This window comes from Ferdinandcohnia sp. FSL W7-1320, from assembly GCF_038050315.1.
In the GTDB taxonomy this organism is placed as follows: domain Bacteria; phylum Bacillota; class Bacilli; order Bacillales; family Bacillaceae_L; genus Ferdinandcohnia; species Ferdinandcohnia aciditolerans.
This window is the reverse complement of record NZ_JBBPAM010000001.1, coordinates 2,551,974-2,569,004: the sequence shown is the minus strand read 5'-3', so window position 1 is coordinate 2,569,004 and position 17,031 is coordinate 2,551,974. Positions and strand designations below refer to the sequence as shown.

At 33.8% G+C, this 17,031-nt stretch carries 10 protein-coding genes and 1 pseudogene; 5 read left to right on the top strand and 6 right to left on the bottom strand.

Going from position 1 to position 17,031, the window contains the following annotated elements; genetic code table 11:
* Positions 1-301 precede the first annotated feature (301 nt).
* Positions 302-982 carry a hypothetical protein gene (locus tag NST91_RS12875; protein ID WP_341331467.1) on the bottom strand — a complete coding sequence of 227 codons (681 nt, stop codon included), beginning with the start codon at positions 980-982 and terminating at the stop codon, positions 302-304.
* Positions 983-1,504: 522 nt separating this feature from the next.
* On the opposite strand from NST91_RS12875, the gene istA (NST91_RS12870) reads away from it, so the two are divergent.
* From istA (NST91_RS12870) to istB (NST91_RS12855), 4 genes and pseudogenes are all read left to right on the top strand, one after another.
* On the top strand, positions 1,505-2,845 hold the full coding sequence (gene istA, locus NST91_RS12870) for an IS21 family transposase (protein WP_341331466.1): 1,341 nt from the start codon (positions 1,505-1,507) through the stop codon (positions 2,843-2,845).
* An 85-nt stretch (positions 2,846-2,930) separates the two neighbouring features.
* The gene (gene istA, locus NST91_RS12865) at positions 2,931-4,343 is read left to right on the top strand and encodes an IS21 family transposase (protein WP_341331465.1); all 1,413 of its coding nucleotides are present in this window, start codon (positions 2,931-2,933) and stop codon (positions 4,341-4,343) included.
* Positions 4,340-5,062: pseudogene (istB, locus tag NST91_RS12860) on the top strand (IS21-like element helper ATPase IstB); the annotation flags it as partial. The gene istA (NST91_RS12865) and the pseudogene istB (NST91_RS12860), both read left to right, overlap by 4 nt.
* A gap of 212 nt (positions 5,063-5,274) precedes the next feature.
* The gene (istB, locus tag NST91_RS12855; RefSeq protein ID WP_341330383.1) at positions 5,275-6,000 is read left to right on the top strand and encodes an IS21-like element helper ATPase IstB; all 726 of its coding nucleotides are present in this window, start codon (positions 5,275-5,277) and stop codon (positions 5,998-6,000) included.
* Between the two features lie 44 nt (positions 6,001-6,044).
* Here the strand turns inward: istB (NST91_RS12855) and NST91_RS12850 are convergent, their stop codons facing one another.
* Positions 6,045-6,461 carry a hypothetical protein gene (locus NST91_RS12850; RefSeq protein ID WP_341331464.1) on the bottom strand — a complete coding sequence of 139 codons (417 nt, stop codon included), beginning with the start codon at positions 6,459-6,461 and terminating at the stop codon, positions 6,045-6,047.
* A 475-nt stretch (positions 6,462-6,936) separates the two neighbouring features.
* Here NST91_RS12850 and NST91_RS12845 point away from each other — a divergent pair, with 475 nt between their 5' ends.
* Positions 6,937-7,152 carry a DUF2922 domain-containing protein gene (locus NST91_RS12845; protein ID WP_341331463.1) on the top strand — a complete coding sequence of 72 codons (216 nt, stop codon included), beginning with the start codon at positions 6,937-6,939 and terminating at the stop codon, positions 7,150-7,152.
* A gap of 176 nt (positions 7,153-7,328) precedes the next feature.
* On the opposite strand, the gene NST91_RS12840 is transcribed toward NST91_RS12845, so the two are convergent.
* The 4 genes from NST91_RS12840 to pglX form a co-directional block, all read right to left on the bottom strand.
* Positions 7,329-8,657 (bottom strand): hypothetical protein, encoded by a 1,329-nt coding sequence (locus NST91_RS12840; RefSeq protein WP_341331462.1) that lies wholly within the window; start codon positions 8,655-8,657, stop codon positions 7,329-7,331.
* 148 nt (positions 8,658-8,805) lie between these two features.
* Positions 8,806-10,860 carry a protease Lon-related BREX system protein BrxL gene (gene brxL / locus NST91_RS12835; protein WP_341331461.1) on the bottom strand — a complete coding sequence of 685 codons (2,055 nt, stop codon included), beginning with the start codon at positions 10,858-10,860 and terminating at the stop codon, positions 8,806-8,808.
* Between the two features lie 18 nt (positions 10,861-10,878).
* Complete coding sequence (gene pglZ, locus NST91_RS12830) at positions 10,879-13,437, bottom strand: BREX-1 system phosphatase PglZ type A (protein ID WP_341331460.1); 2,559 nt, start codon at positions 13,435-13,437, stop codon at positions 10,879-10,881.
* Between the two features lie 78 nt (positions 13,438-13,515).
* On the bottom strand, positions 13,516-17,031 hold the full coding sequence (gene pglX / locus NST91_RS12825) for a BREX-1 system adenine-specific DNA-methyltransferase PglX (protein ID WP_341331459.1): 3,516 nt from the start codon (positions 17,029-17,031) through the stop codon (positions 13,516-13,518).

Sequence of the window (17,031 nt, the reverse complement as noted above, 5' to 3'; positions counted from 1 at the left end):
GGGGTTAGCAAATATTTTTTTATCCTATTTGATACTGGTGATCGGGGTCGATATTGGTTTGAAATCATTGATTTTATAGGTTATTGCACAAGTAACGTGTAAAATTTGTGTAAAATGATTAAATTTATTTAAATTCTAACATTCTGTTTAGTTATTAATATTATCCTATATATATAAGTTATTTTTGGATACGAGAACCATTCTAATAAGATATAAGAGTTATATGGTATAAAAACTACAGTATTGTAATCATACATTTTCGCTATATTAGTAGATGAGAATAATCATAGTCATATTAAATCTAAAGTTTTATTTGAAAATTACCCCTTTTTTTAGGTAATACCTTTGGCTTTTTTACTCTCATCTTATATTTTGGATTGTTTTGTATAAAATGATCAATGGCTTCTTTAGCAAAACTTCTAAATTTCTCATTATTCCACAAGCCTATGATAAACTCTCTCTTTTCTCTAGTTTTAAATGCACCATTGTTATCGTAGATTTGTCCCCTATATGAATCAAGCTTATATTTATTATATTTTCCTCCAATACCGTGGCCATGGGGTATAGATGGATTTGGATCTGCATCACCCTTATGAAATTCCCAATTACAATAGATACCTTTAGTATGAGTTATTAAATCATACCTTTCTTTGTTATTAAAATCTTCTAATTTACTGGATTGAGTTAGGGCTTTATTATTGTCCGAGGCTTGAACTTCTGATACCTCAACAACCTCATCATAAAACATCCCTTCGATTATTTCTTTGTCTAAAATCATTTCAATTAATTCGGTTTCTGGATATTTAGCATGGAAACCTTCAATTCTTTTCATTAACCTTTGTGAAAATAGACTTTTAGGCTCAACAATTCTAAGCAGGTACGATATTCTTTCCATCAACTCTATAAAACTAATTAAACGATTTTCAAAAGCAAGCTCACTTGTATATAAATAATCATATGCAGCTGGTTCAGATAAGTACATCCGATTACTCCTCTCATATAGTTAACACAATATATTAAGACTGGCATCACAGGCAAAGGGAAGTTTCTTGTACTAGGCTACCCTAATAAATTATTGACTATTAATAACTGAAACAATAAATTTAAGTTAGATATTGTTTTAAAAGAAATTGCCTTTCTATCACAAAGTATTTTCATGAAATCTTGAATTCAATTGTTAATTTCTATACTTCTTTAGGAACAAAGATCGAATTAGAAAGAGTTAATCTATGTTAATCTATCAAGCTCTAATAGCTTAAAAATTAATCTAAATGTTACATAAAACATGTGTAATAAAACATTTAATCAGCTATCACTTTTAGATAGGATAATATTCTTAATAGTTCTAAACCTGTTTATTGCAAAATAAAAGTGCAGACCTTTGCAAAGAAAAAATGCAGAGTCCTGCACTTTATTTTATGAGTGCATAAAAAAAGACTTGCCAGTCACCCCAAGTCCCACTACATTAATTGTGTCGAGCAATTTGGTAGTGGAGGTAGAAAGGATGCTAGCAATGTCTGATATTAATTGTATCAAACACTTACGTAACAAAAAAGGATTATCAATAACAAAAATCAAGGAAACTTTAGGGATTAATTGGAGGACAGCTAAGAAGTATGCTGACGAAGATCAGTTACCTAAATCGAAGATCAAGAAATCTAAAGGTATGATGCATTCTGAAAAATGGGGAGAAATAGTTTCAGATTGGCTTTTTGAAGATAGTAAATTAAAGAAAAAATTACGAAGAACAAAGAAGCAGATATTCAAAGATCTTCAGGATCTTGGATTTAAGGGTTCCTATAGAACTGTTTGTTATTTCATAACAGATTGGGAGAATAGCCATAATGAAGAACTTGACAAAGGACATGAACGATTAGAACATCCTCCAAGTGAAGCACAAGTTGATTTTGGTGTCATGGAAGTTGTTAAAGATGGTGAATTTGTGGATACTCATGTGTTAGTAATGTCCTATCCATACAGCAATGCTGGGTTTGCGGTACCATTACCATCTGAAAATCAAGAATGTTTTCTTGAAGGGCTGAAACTTTTATTTAAGCAATCCGGAGGAGTTCCTAGAAAAGTTAGGATTGATAATTTAACTCCGGCCGTTAAGAAAATCAGATCAAAAACTGAAGAGGCTCAACTAACAGATGCCTTTATCCAGTTCCAAAATCATTATGGTTTTGAGGTCCAAGTATGTAATCCACGTAAAGGTAATGAAAAAGGGAGTGTGGAAAATAAGGTAGGTTATATTCGATACAACTTCTTTACAACATCACCAGTTATGAATAGTTTTGAGGATTTTACAGAAACACTTCGTGTTCAATTAGAAAAAGACCGCCAAAGACTTCACTATGAGAAAGAAGTATTGATCGAAGATCTTTGGAATGAAGAAAAGAACTATTTGCTTGAGATACCAGAGGAGGATTATCCAGTCTTTAAAGAGATTGAGGCAAAAGTTAATAAGTATAATGAATCAAAATTAGATAATACATTGATACATATCCCGAAAGCATCGAATTACCCTTTCATATACTTTGTAGTGACATGGGATAAATATAAGGCTGTATCACCTGATGGAGAAATTCTCTTTGAAGATTTTAGACCTTATATGAACAAGAAGAGAGCTATTCCATGGCTATCCATTTTTAAGGATTGGATTCGAAAACCAAGAGCGGTATCTTATTCAAGATATCAAAAATACTTACCTGGCCGCATTAACGACTACTTAATGGTTGAAGATCTAGTGGTTAGGAAAGAAAGATTATTAGAAATAGTTGTTTATTGCAAAATAAAAGTGCAGAGCTTTGCAAGGAAAAAATGCAGAGTCCTGCACTTTATTTAATAGGTGCATAAAAAAAGACTTGCCAGTCACCCCAAGTCCCACTACATTAATTGTGTCGAGCAATTTGGTAGTGGAGGTAGAAAGGATGCTAGCAATGTCTGATATTAATTGTATCAAACACTTACGTAACAAAAAAGGATTATCAATAACAAAAATTAAGGAAACTGTAGGGATTAATTGGAGGACAGCTAAGAAGTATGCTGACGAAGACCAGTTACCTAAATCAAAGATCAAGAAATCTAAAGGTATGATGCATTCTGAAAAATGGGGTGTAATAGTTTCAGATTGGCTTTTTGAAGATAGTAAATTAAAGAAAAAATTACGAAGAACAAAAAAGCAGATATTTAAAGACCTTCAGGAGCTGGGATTTGAAGGTTCCTATAGAACAGTTTGTTACTTCATAACAGATTGGGAGAATAGTCATAATGATGAGCTCGATAAAGGTCATGAACGATTAGAACATCCCCCGAGTGAAGCACAAGTAGATTTTGGTGTTATGGAAGTTGTTAAAGATGGTGAGTTTGTAGATACTCATGTGTTAGTAATGTCGTATCCATATAGTAATGCTGGGTTCGCAGTACCATTGCCGTCTGAAAATCAGGAATGCTTTCTTCAAGGGTTGAAGCATCTATTTAAACAAGCTGGAGGAGTACCAAGAAAAATCCGAATTGATAATTTAACCCCGGCTGTAAAGAAGGTCAGATCAAAAACTGAAGAAGCTCAGCTTACGGATGCCTTTATCCAATTCCAAAATCATTATGGTTTTGAGGTCCAAGTATGTAATCCACGTAAAGGTAATGAAAAAGGAAGTGTGGAAAATAAGGTAGGTTATATTCGATACAACTTCTTTACGACATCACCAGTTATGAATAGTTATGAGGATTTTACAGAAACACTTCGTGTTCAATTAGAAAAAGACCGCCATAGACTTCACTATGAGAAAGAAGTATTGATCGAAGATCTTTGGAATGAAGAAAAGAACTATTTGCTTGAGTTATCAGAAGAGGATTATCCAGTCTTTAAAGAGATTGAAGCAAAAGTTAATAAGTATAATGAGGCAAAATTAGATAATACATTGATACATATCCCGAAAGCATCGAATTACCCTTTTATATACTTTGTAGTGACATGGGATAAATATAAAGCTGTATCACCCGATGGAGAAATTCTATTTGAAGATTTTAGACCATATATGAACAAAAAGAGAGCTATTCCATGGTTATCTATTTTCAAGGATTGGATTCGAAAACCAAGAGCGGTAACTTATTCAAGATATCAAAAATACTTACCAGGCCGTATTAATGACTACTTGATGGTTGAAGATCTTGTCGTTAGGAAAGAAAGATTAATAGAAATAGTAAACTTACTAATTACACATGATATTAAAAGAATTAACGAGGAATTTTATGATTTGATTTCTGGAAACAACGAAAATCCCTTCGGGCTAGATTGGGACGAGTATGATTCATTGGCACCTACAGGGGGTGAACAATCATGAGCGAGCAAATCCGTTCTATGTGTAAGTCTTTAAGACTGGCTTATGTTTCTGAAATTTATGAGTCGATTCCTTTTGAATCGCCTTCCCAATTTTTAGAGGCTTTATTTAAGGAAGAGTTTAGACTACGTGAGCAAGCAAAAGTCCAACGCTTAATTAAAAATGCAAGGTTCTTAGACTCGAAGAGTTTAAGTAATTATGAATGGACCGAAAGGATTAGGTTTCCGACACAGATTGATAAAGATGGTTTAATGAGCCTTGACTTTATCAAGCAAAAACAAAACGTTGTTTTGATTGGAGCTCCTGGGACTGGAAAATCGCATTTAGCAACCGGATTAGGGAGAAAAGCATGTGAAATGGGATATGAAGTTAGATTTTATCGTGTATCCACTCTTATCGAGCAATTAGAACAAGCACTGAAACAGGATAAATTGCCTTCCTTTAGAAAGAAGTTTGAAAAGGTAGAATTAGTCATTCTTGATGAAATGGGTTATCTACCTTTCAGCAAGGAAGGCTCAGAACTACTATTTCAGCTTATCGCTGACTGGTATGAACAGAAAAGCCTGATAATCACTTCTAACCTTGAATTTAGCCAATGGAATCGGATATTTATTGATTCGAGACTAACGGCTGCATTAGTGGATCGTTTGATTCATCATGCGCACGTATTAACCTTTAATGGCGGTAGTTATAGATTATCGAACGCTTTATCACGAGCAAGATCAGTTGAAACAATTGGGTGGCAAAGCTCTGCAAAATTTCTTGCGCAACTATGCACTTTTTTCTTGCAAAATACAATAGTAAACTTACTAGTTACACACGATATTAAAAGAATTAATGAGGAATTTTATGATTTGATTTCTGGAAACAACGAAAATCCCTTCGGGCTAGATTGGGACGAGTATGATTCGTTGGCACCTGGGGGTGAACAATCATGAGCGAGCAAATCCGTTCTATGTGTAAGTCTTTAAGACTCGCTTATGTTTCTGAAATTTATGAGTCGATTCCTTTTGAATCACCTTCCCAATTTTTAGAGGCTTTATTTAAGGAAGAGTTTAGACTACGTGAGCAAGCAAAAGTCAAACGCTTAATTAAAAATGCAAGGTTCTTAGACTCGAAGAGTCTAAGTAATTATGAATGGACCGAAAGGATTAGGTTTCCGGCACAGATTGATAAAGATGGTTTAATGAGCCTTGATTTTATCAAGCAGAAACAAAACGTTGTTTTGATAGGAGCACCTGGGACTGGAAAATCGCATTTAGCAACTGGATTAGGAAGAAAAGCTTGTGAAATGGGTTATGAGGTTAGGTTCTATCGTGTATCTACACTTATCGAACAATTGGAACAAGCACTGAAACAAGATAAGCTGCCTTCCTTTAGAAAAAAATTTGAAAAGGTAGAATTAATCATTCTTGATGAAATGGGTTATCTACCTTTTAGCAAGGAAGGCTCCGAACTACTATTTCAGCTTATCGCTGAATGGTACGAACAGAAAAGCCTGATAATCACATCTAATCTTGAATTTAGCCAATGGAATCGGATTTTTATTGATTCTAGACTAACTGCAGCATTAGTGGATCGTTTAATTCATCATGCCCATGTATTAACGTTTAATGGTGGAAGTTATAGATTATCGAACGCTTTATCACGGGCAAGATAAGTTGAACAATTGGGTGGCAAAACTCTGCAAAATTCATTGCGCAACTATGCACTTTTTTCTTGCAAAATACATCTAAACCATCCCTTGGTGTACGCATCACTTGCCTCACCTATTCTTTTTTGTTCCTCTGATATATCTTTCAATTCCTTTAGCCATTGATCAATTCTTTTCTGATCGTAATCAACTTTAGCTTCTTCAGTTGAAATATGCTCTAATAAGGTATTCTGACGGTTTCTTAAGTATGTAATGTAATCCTTCTTGGTCTCACGTTCAATTTCGGCTTCTAAGTCATTTTTCTTTTTTATTAAATCAATTAAAGCTGGTCCTGCTGCTTTTGCAAATTCTAAAGCAACCGTTGTCAGTACTTCTCTTCCTAATGAGCCCTTTGACTCCACTACCTCTATATCATTATTGTTGACTTTAATAACCTCTGTGTTTTTATTCTTTAGGCTTTTATTCATAACAAAGTCCTCCTCTGAAAAATTTATTAGAATTTATTGAAACGCTAACCGAATGAAACATATCTAAACTACTGAGAATCAAACTTTCGTAATATTAGTAACATTTTACCATAAAGAATTTATTCAATTATATAATTTTTGCCTATTTATTAGATTGGTATTTGGGTTGAAAAGATATTTCTGAATTGAATTAGGAGATAAAGATTATATTGGTACCACACCCTACCTCCATCTCTGTATGAGGTTTATTAAATTAATTAAGAAGAGTTGGTATGGAGGTGTCTTTCCGAAACAATGCTGGTTTAGATTATCTTGCTGGAAAGAGTATAAAAATTTATCGTAGCGATTTTAACAAAACGAGAAGCGATTTATAAAATGGGTATGCTTCAACAGCAAATACGAAAAAACAATAGCTATCTACTAGCTGGTCTCGACCAATAATAATTGAAAAATGAAAGGAAAGAAGGAATAGAAAATGGCTCAAACACTGGAAACGCAGCTTATAAATTATGATGAAAAAACAGCAACTGTCTCCATTAAAAATCCGATTGAGACTGTTGATATTCAAGCGTTTTCCGCTGGGATGGATCTCATCTTATCAACAAATATGTATCTAACACCTGGTGGTTCGATTGTGGTAATAAGATGCTCACGTATTGTCGAACGCAATACTGAATCAGTGGAAATGTAATTGGACTTGGGCCAACTTCTCTTAAGGAAGTTGGCTCTGTAGGGGGATGATGGACAAATTTAACCTGGGGACAGTCATCCGCCATAAGTACCATATACTTTTACTAAATGATTAGTATTTATTTCTTATCCTCAAAATGACTCATTATTGTGGGTTAGATTGTTAAAAAGCTAAATCTACAATAATTTAAACCCTTCTTGGTAATCCCTTAATTCATTCAATCCATATTTTTCTATAATTTGATTGAAATCCCTATTGTTATTTATAAGTTCATCTGAAATATCATAAAAGTCAAGTTTAACATCAATTTTTTCAATTAAATCTTCTTCGGTTGGGAATTTAAGCTTATTATAAACAAAATTTTTTATATACTCTTCAAAAATTTGCTTCTTACTCTTAATACCATCTTCATATTCCTGGTTTAATAAGCGGTCCTCATTCATTATGTAGTTAAAGAAAAAATTATCATCAATTGATATTGATATTAAATACTTAATTAGTTCGTCTCTGGAGCCTTTTAATATTCTTCCATAGGATTTATTTTGACTAGCCGATTCTTTATATTTAAAAAAACTGTTATCCTTATTGACCGATTCTTTCATAAAGACTACAAAATCTTCTTTTAATTTTTTTATCTTCTCTTCATAACCCTTGATTTTTTGTGTCTCTATTAAAGAACCAAATCTTCCAATATCATAAAGGTATTCATTATCTACTAGTTGTAATTCCTCCTGAAAGAAAGACATATCTTGAAATTGCTTTATGTCACTGTTAGAAAAAATGTTCCAGCTACTCAAAAGTCTTTCATTTCGAAATCCTAATAGTTTTATAAATGTATTTAGGTTTATACGTTTATTCTTAACCTTTACCCCGAATACTTGCCTCTTTAATATTTTAAAATTGTTTTTATAAAAGTTGACCTTCTTTAACTTCAGACGATCTATAGGAGGATATTGTTCTAAATTTGACAGAGTATCTTTTAGCTTTTTTGAAACACTTGCTTTATGAAGAGTTTCAATATTTTTAGCCTCTTCAAAAGGGTTACTGATTTCTTCCGTGGTGCTAGGCAGTTCCAAATTATATGAAGGGAATTCATTTAATATTTTTTCAACCGTTAACCTATCACCGTAAACCCCATTTGGAAATTCAGTAAAGTCCGAATCGGCATCAAGCTGGGCAATGCTTGGTGAAAATATTAAACAATTGTTATCGACAATTAAAATGGAAAGTCTAATTCTCTCCACCATTTGAACCATTATTTTATTTTGATTTTCATTTAGTAATTTTAAAGCATCCATATCACCAAAACCAAACCTAATGGAGTCTTCTCCAGCCTCAAAATATACTTCGCATTGTGAGATATTATTTTTTTTAACAGTTGCCAACATTTCTGTAATTTCCCATCGATAGAAGGCAGGTTTTGCATAAACTATTCTATATTTTGCATTATGAATAAATTTAACGATAGATTCCTTTGAAACCCTAACAAATTGAAGTTGTGACAAATTATCACTTCCTTTTAAAAAACAACTTAAGAGTTTATAAAACATTTTTGTATGCAAAGACCTAGTTGGATTCTACAAACATTAATCAGTTATCTACCTATTTAGTGACCACACTCATTGCAAGATAGACGGACAATTCCGTCTATCTTTATCCAACACCCAACGCTTTAAACACAGCATCAATCGGATCCGAATAGAATATAGGTTGAACTTTAATTAACAAGTCAGATGGAACAGTTTGAAAATCTACAACTGATGATGCAGGGATTAACACCTTTTTTGCACCCGCATCTACACAAACTTGTAATACATTTGCAAGTTCTTCTACCTTCTCTATCGTCCCTCCGACTGTCATGTTCCCCAAAACAACGGTGCTTTCTTGTACAGGTTTCTCTAAGGCTCCTGAACAAAGTCCAATCAATTCGGCAACTGCTAATTGAGGGGTAAGTCCTATTCCTTGAAGGTCAGCAATATGCATTAAGTAATCTTTTGTTTTAATCGCTATTGAACCGCTTATGCTTTTACTGTTAGCAGTAAAGTAACGGTATGCAGTGTCTAAACTTTCTTTGACTCCTCGGTTAGACCCTACACCAGACTTTTCAAATTTACCCGAACCAGATACAACCTGGTTTTCAAGTTTGAAGACTCCAATCATACCAGATTCACCTACACCAACTGTATAAACATGACCTGGCTTACCCATCCCTTCTGGAATTAACTTGCCACCGCCCTGCTCAGGCACACTTACAAATTCCTCTTGTAAAGACTCCCTATCTATGTAGGAAAACATCACATCGTAAAATTCCATCCCGCCGATTTTCTTTAGTTGTTCTTTAACACGTCTCCGGCCTTCAAGAGCATATTGAAGAACTTCTTCAACATCCTCTCTAGTGTATTCCCCATGAGGGTACAATAACTTCATTAGACCTGATACCGTCTTTCTAACACCAATAACATCACGTTGGTTCAAGTTATTGCCAAGTTTAAAGAACTGATCAATCGAATCACCAAACGATCTCTTTCTCATTTCTCTAAAATACTCAGCTAAATAATCCACTATAAAACCATAGCGATCCGTAAAAAAATCTGGTCGCATTTTAGGAATCTCCCAGCCAGGAAGATAATAATGCATTCGATCAAAGAAAGCCGAGTCATTATTCATTCCTTCTGGAAAAGGAGCAAATAGATGTGAAGTTTTAATTAGAGAATCCACACTTTGATTGATATTCCCGACAAAAACCATAGAAGCTGATGCTGTTTTCTCTTCCTTTCCTCTTGCAAAAGAGCCACTCGCCATATAGTCTTTCATGATTTGGATACCGTCTTTGTCCTTAAACTTAATTCCCGCAACTTCATCAAAAGCTACAACATCCCACATACCAACAAGACCAACAGTTCTTGAAGACATATTGTAAAAAAGATTGGCAACAGTCGTTTGTCCACCTGAAACCAAGATGGAATTCGGTGAAATTTCTTTATATACATGACTCTTTCCAGTTCCCCTTGGTCCTAATTCACACACATTGTAATTGTTTTCCACAAGCGGAACAAGGCGCAATAACAAATGCCATTTCACACGTTCATTTAGCTGGGTTGGCTCCATCCCAGTTGAACGAATAAGAATGTCAATCCATTCATCCTTTGTAAAGTCTTTTCTCCCTTCAATGATTTCGTTAAGATCCATATTGGGCATTTGAATAGGTTTTAGGTTACTGATGCTGAAAGGACTCATATTCTTTTGTTCTTCATCGTAGTAGTAGTCCATTCTTAACATGCACCATATACCACCAGCTAAAAGTTTATCAAACTCTTTAACATAGTTTGATGAAATTGGTACATCCTTTAATCCTAAATTTGAAAACTCTGCTTCATAGGTATCTTTTTTCGGGTTTAATCTAACAGTTATTTTATCAATGATAGAATACTGACCAAGCTCTCGAATTTTACTCTTTATTTTCTCAGCTTCATCTGGTCTTACAAAGTTTTCCGAAAGGATATTCTTTACCCTTGCTACGCCTTCCTTTATGCTATCATCATCATCAGTGGCCGCATACATACCCAATAGATACTCTAATACATAAACAGGTACGTTTGCTCCTTCTTTTATGAGCTTAGTAAGGTCTTTTCTAACGACACGTCCTGCAAATACTGAATTGAGCTTTTTATCTAATTCCAGTGTATTCACTTCATTTACGTTCTCCAATGGTTTCCCTCCCTCGTCTTAAAAGTCGAAATCACTGATTATGCCTAAATTAATATTAAATGGCATTCTTTCCACTACAACACTCGTCTCCGTATCCCTAATAGTCAGGTAATAAGTTTTATTTCGATCATAAGGAATGCTCTTCAATACAAACCTTAGTTTGAAAGTACGTTCTGCTGGATTATCAAATGGGAGATCTCCTATAATCGTTTCTTCGTTAGAAATTACGCTTCCTTCCTCGTCAGCCAAATAGATGACAACAGTTCGAGGAGTTGTCTTGTCTTCCACCTTTTCTGTTTGGAAAAATTCAAGATTAAAAATGCTATTGGTTATCTTACGAGTAGTATTCGTAAGTTTAATATCTACCTTTTTAATGGCCCTAGCACCTTTTTGCCCTGTACGTTTGTTTTTAAACGTTAATAGTGGGACAACAATCTCTTGCAGACTTGCACCACCATGAACAAAATTAATACCCGATCCTTGCATCTTGTATCTGAGTGTTGCCTTTGGCAAATACGCTGTTAATTGCTTATCATTTCTTATAACAGATGACAGATTGATAGCCAATTGTCCTGACACTTCACGCTGCTCTTGTGAAAGTATATAGCGACGTTTAACTTCAATATTATCTATTGAATCTTGTCCAATCTTATCGCTTTCTTCTAATTCATCCCTTTGATAAAGGAAACCATGGTCAGCCGTTATATACACATTCGTTCCGCTTAAATCATCCCGAATAATTTTAACTAAGTCATACAATTGATTTAATGAGGTTTCTACTGCATTAAATGTATAGACTTCTGTTGAAGCCTTATCTCCCATTGCATCAATCGTATCGTGATAGATGTATATGAGCTTTTTACCCTTAAAGGTTTCTCTTCTTCCTGCTTTATTCATTGCTAGTACATCTTGAAAATGAACAGCAATGCTTTCAGCCGCTTTAGATTCAATAATCTTTTTCCTATTTTCCAAACCAGAGGAATCTTTACCATCAACAAATACCCTACCATTTGTATCTATGTCAATTTCTTTGTGTGGTAGGAGAGATGGCATTCCAAGTTTTGTAATAGAAGGTACTACACCGAGTAATGATTCCACTTCACAAACACCCATTGTCTCTGTATTAAGACGTTCAGCCAACTCAACACCAATTTCATAACGCATTGCATCCGAAACAATAACAAAAACTCGTTCCCCATTTCTTACTTTAGAATCAATGAATGAAGAATAAAAGTCTTGCTGATTTTTTATACCAGGTAAAGACCAGTCCTGTGTCATTTCAGATTCAACAGCTTGGGACCAATGGGAACTTAGTTCTCCCATATACCAGTTTGTATATAGGTTTTCTACAAGCATTTTTAACTTTTTAAGGAGATCATGATTACTTTCTTCATCGTAGGCCACATAAAACTTACGGTAATATGTATCCATTAAATGATAGTCATTTACATATGCTTGATACAAATCAATAGCTCGTCCTTGTGGGATACCTTTACGATGTTCTTTATAAAACTCATGAATTTTAACAGTATAGTAAAGTGCCTCATATATGGAAGCAAATTTATCATAGTAATGCTTAGCTCTTCTCAATTTAATGAGTTTCGTGTATTCTTCATAATCCTCAAGCTGTGTAACCAACCCATTCGCTATGTAAATGATGATTGCTCGGTCGAGGTATGGGAAAGTATCCGCTTGTTTGAAGGCTTCAATTGGCAAATTATTGATTATGTTCGAAAGTTGGATTTCCTGTTCAGCTATCTCAGCGTATTCATCAAATACCACATAGTCAGTCTTATGGTGCATCCAATGGTCAATAAACACAACTGCATTCGTTTTATTTCGATTGGAAATGAAATTTTCAAGTTCTTTTATGTTTTCCTCACCTACGGTTTGACTGAATGCCGTTACAACTAGATGGATGAACAAGGTTTTTAGACTCTTCTTCTTCCGTTCATAACCGTAGTGATTAGAAACATAATTCCAGAACACTTCAATATCAAAAAACTTCTCCAGAAGGGAAAGGAGTTTATTCTCCTTGTCATCCTGAGTATCCATTAGTACAGCCTTTAAAACTTCTTCAAAATCCGGTGTTCTAACGTTACATAAAACACTCATAATTGATTGTTCAATGATACCTTCTGAATATGTTTCTATATTTAGTGCAGAGAACTTTCTGAAACGCTCCTTATTATTAAAGAAACGTTCATACTTTTTGATTGTCGCTCGAAGTGATGGGTCTATATTCAACTCACTTAAAATAAGTGAAATTCGATCTGCATAGAACGTTTTTGAATAAAAAACAGTATCTGCTAACCAGTTGTCTTCCACACCCAATTCTATATTTGTATATATCAAGTATGGAGACTTAGGATCTTCTTCTTCAAGCAAATATTTCGTCTGAAACTGGTTACGGTCTGTAAGCGTATGAACCTTTACTTTATCAACGGTGAGCTGTTCAATGTCCTCAGTGAACTCATTATCTTTATCAACCCAGAACACAATTTTCCGTTGTTCCCCTTCTTTTAATGGCTCATTGAATATATCAGATAAAGCAGCCTCAATCTGATTTATTTTCATTCCCTTCACCTACCTTCCATTATCATTATAGTGCAAAGATACATCAGCAAAACACTGATGTATCCTTGTTAAAGTTAATTAAATTTTTGCAACCAGTCCTTTAAATTTTTCATAATTAACTTTAACCCCATCATCTAAATCTATATCAATCTGCATATCTGCCATATGGTGTAACAATTCATCATATGTTTTTAACTCATCAATTTTCTTTTCAAGAGATTTTAGTTCTTTTTTGGCATTGCTTATTTCCTTTGCTGTAGAATCCCCTTCAATGATATTCAGTAAATCTTTCTTTTCAGCATCTAAACGAATCTGATAGTCATGTAAATAATCTGTTCGAATCCGAGATAAAGTTGTTTTATCATAACGGTGCATGTAGATAAGACAGTTAAAAGCCTTCTCTTTACCGGACGTGAATAACCAATAGATGGGTCTTTTTTTATATGTCTGAACATGGTCTTTATAAAAGTCATTCATGAAGTAACGTCTTATTGTCTCTTTTGCTGTTTCACCTTTTTTCTGACCAAGTGTTTCAGCGATAAAGTCAAGGTTTTCGGATAAGGTTTCCTCACTAAAAGAAACCTTAACAAAATTTATAAATCTTGTAACAATATCGTCATCGAAGTAAGATCCTGATAGAATTGGCAGAATATTATCACTATCAATCTTAAAAGTTTTATATTTTTCAGTATCAAACTTACCTCCAGCAAAGACAAGGCCATCTTCATCCAAGGAGTATCTACCTAAAATATTGCCTATTGCATACGAGATAAATGAACGTATATCCCTGGTGAGATTCGCCCTACTGATTGATATATCCTTGTCGTCAATGTGGCAAGTTAAATCGTTCTCAAGGTTATACGCCTCAATAATCTTCTGGTTTAATTCTTCCTCTTTGGCTTTTAATTTTAGAAACTGTTTACGAGTATGCTGGTCCCACGTAGAGTAAGAATCCGCAATAAGCATGCTCTTTTGCCGGAAAGAAATTAATGGGTGTCTTAAAAAATCCAAGCTAAGTTCAAATGAATCCCAATCCTCTTTTGTTATACGTACGCATTCATTGTCAAATTTTAGCTTTGTGATATCAGGTAACGGAGCTTTTTGTATAACTCCAGAACTATAATTTAGGGTGGGATTGATTACATTAAAAATTTCGCTCCAAAGTTTTGAATTTAGGGCACCTAACAGACTATACAATTCCGAATCACTAAAATCCCCAAATATACCACCCGCCGCATTTGAAATCATTGAATTGCTTTCAGTTAATCGGAAGGATATTTTTCCGCTACTTATAACGGACCATGTAATACCTCTTCTAAAGTATAAATGTGTATTAAAAATTCTACGTGACCAGTGAGTAGTATTAGGATCACTCGGATTATGTGTCACCCAATATTTAATTTCTTCCCCTTCATTTTCCCAATTAACAACATGAAGCAAATTACCATACCATCGTCTGAATTCTCCCCCTTTCTGAAATAAGAACCATTTACCCTCTTTGGATTCAGGGTTTTTGCATATTTTATTCAGAGAAACTTCCCAATGAAAACGCAAAAATCTAACGTTGTCTGAAGTAGATAAACCACTACCAACTTCGTATGTTTTTCCGATTGTCTGTTCACTTGAAAGTAACTCCATCACTATGTCATTTAACCAATATGCAATCGGATATCCTGGTACTTTATTTATAGTTTTGGCTGAGTTTGTGTATCTATAGCTTACATTTGGATTATTCACTGCTTCTAAAGTTTTAATTGGCTGATTTTTTGCTCCTTTAAAATTATCTAACTTTATAAATTCACCTGATATGTCCACATTATAATTCCTTAGTGTAAATGTACAAATAGGTACAGTAGCTTCATCAAAGCCTGAGTATTCAAGTTGTATTAAACTTGATATATTTTTTGTGTATATTATTGACTTTCTCAAATTTTCATAAGAGGAAATAAACATCCATACAAAAGGAGTCATAAAACCAATTTGTCCATTTTTTTTGACCCTTGTAAAACTATACTTCATAAAGGCTGAAAATAAATCCGATTTAACGTCTTTGTAATGTTCATTTAAATAACTATTTATTATGTTTGACATATACTTGTTTCCTATATAAGGAGGATTTGTAATTAATACATCATAATCCATTGACATAACTTCGTATTGTTTTAATATATTGGGTAACACATTTAAAACTTTGTTCCTTATTTCTGTATCAAAGAGGTCATTTGGTGGATTTTCTCTAATCTGCCTCAATCTATCTCGAATTAAATTAGTGTTTATTTTATTTATTTTTATCAAAGAACCTAATGTTTTAGCATCTTGGAATTGTTTGAAAAGTTCTGATGTATCATCATATACATCACCATTATTTGCTCCAGCAACATATATAATATCTTCTTTATTAAAACTATTAGTTTCTTGAATTGAAACCAAATTTAACACTAATCCCTCTTTTTCAATACTTCTAAAGAAACGACTATTATATTCTAATGCTTTCATTACAACGGAAAAACAAGCAAGTTGATAGGCCCTATCATCAATATCTAGTCCATATAAGTTATTTTCAATAATTAATCTTGGTATTTCTCTGCTCATATATCCACATCTGCTATAAATTTCATATAAGACATCAAACATATAGACAAGTATATGACCACTACCCATAGCAGGATCAAAACACTTAATATCCTCAACTTTTAAATCTTTATTGATATACGGAGCTAATTTTTCTTCAAAATCTGGTTCAGGTTTCGGATTTTCAAGATAGAATTCCCATTTTGCTAATAAATCTCGATGTTCAGTATGCGATTCAACCCAGTATCGCCCCAATGAATTTTGTACCATATAACGTACTATCCAATCAGGTGTAAAAAGCTGGGTTGCAAAAGGAATCTCCTCCGTTTTATATTTCTTTTTAGCTTTAATTACTCTATCTTTCTCGTCAAAAATATAGTATTGATACAGCCAACCAATAACTTCAACCTTCTTCCAGTTATCTTCTGGAATAACCTCAGTATTGGTCATTTGACGAATAAAGGAATCTATCGCTAGTAAACCTTCAGGAAATAAAATTTCTCTATAGTCCTCAATAGTTTCGAACATAAATGGCATATATCGATTCAAAATATTACAATGTTTAATTATTAGGTATTTGAACAATTCCTCTGAGTTATTATCCATTTTTAGATTATAAATAAATTCCTTGTCCAAATCTAAATCTAACGATAGTGCTTCTTTCATCATATCTGGCTCGGTACTATCTACATTGGTAGAAGAAAGCACCCTTACTTTGGTTGGTAAATAATCATTTACCTCCATAAAGCGTAAAGCCGTGAAACGGTTAAACCACGTATAAGCAACTTCCTCCATAACTCGTTTGAATCCAATTTGATTAATTCGATCAATTAACCTATCTCTTTGATTCTTTTCTTCCTTTGAAAGCTGTTTGCCATCTATAAAGATGGCATCTGAGCTTTCAATGTCTGCTTTTTTTATGTTATCTTCTGTAATTCCTATCTTCATTGCTCTTGCTTCGACCTTTTTCAATAGCTCTCTTCGTGCATTCGTAGCAAAAGTCTTGAGTGCAGTTTTATTCAT

Coding starts and splice junctions, on each gene's coding strand:
- NST91_RS12875 (WP_341331467.1), bottom strand. CDS start 982: ATGTACTTATCTGAACCAGCTGCATATGATTATTTATATACAAGTGAG.
- istA (WP_341331466.1), top strand. CDS start 1,505: ATGCTAGCAATGTCTGATATTAATTGTATCAAACACTTACGTAACAAA.
- istA (WP_341331465.1), top strand. CDS start 2,931: ATGCTAGCAATGTCTGATATTAATTGTATCAAACACTTACGTAACAAA.
- istB (WP_341330383.1), top strand. CDS start 5,275: ATGAGCGAGCAAATCCGTTCTATGTGTAAGTCTTTAAGACTCGCTTAT.
- NST91_RS12850 (WP_341331464.1), bottom strand. CDS start 6,461: ATGAATAAAAGCCTAAAGAATAAAAACACAGAGGTTATTAAAGTCAAC.
- NST91_RS12845 (WP_341331463.1), top strand. CDS start 6,937: ATGGCTCAAACACTGGAAACGCAGCTTATAAATTATGATGAAAAAACA.
- pglZ (WP_341331460.1), bottom strand. CDS start 13,437: ATGAAAATAAATCAGATTGAGGCTGCTTTATCTGATATATTCAATGAG.
- pglX (WP_341331459.1), bottom strand. CDS start 17,031: ATGAATAAAACTGCACTCAAGACTTTTGCTACGAATGCACGAAGAGAG.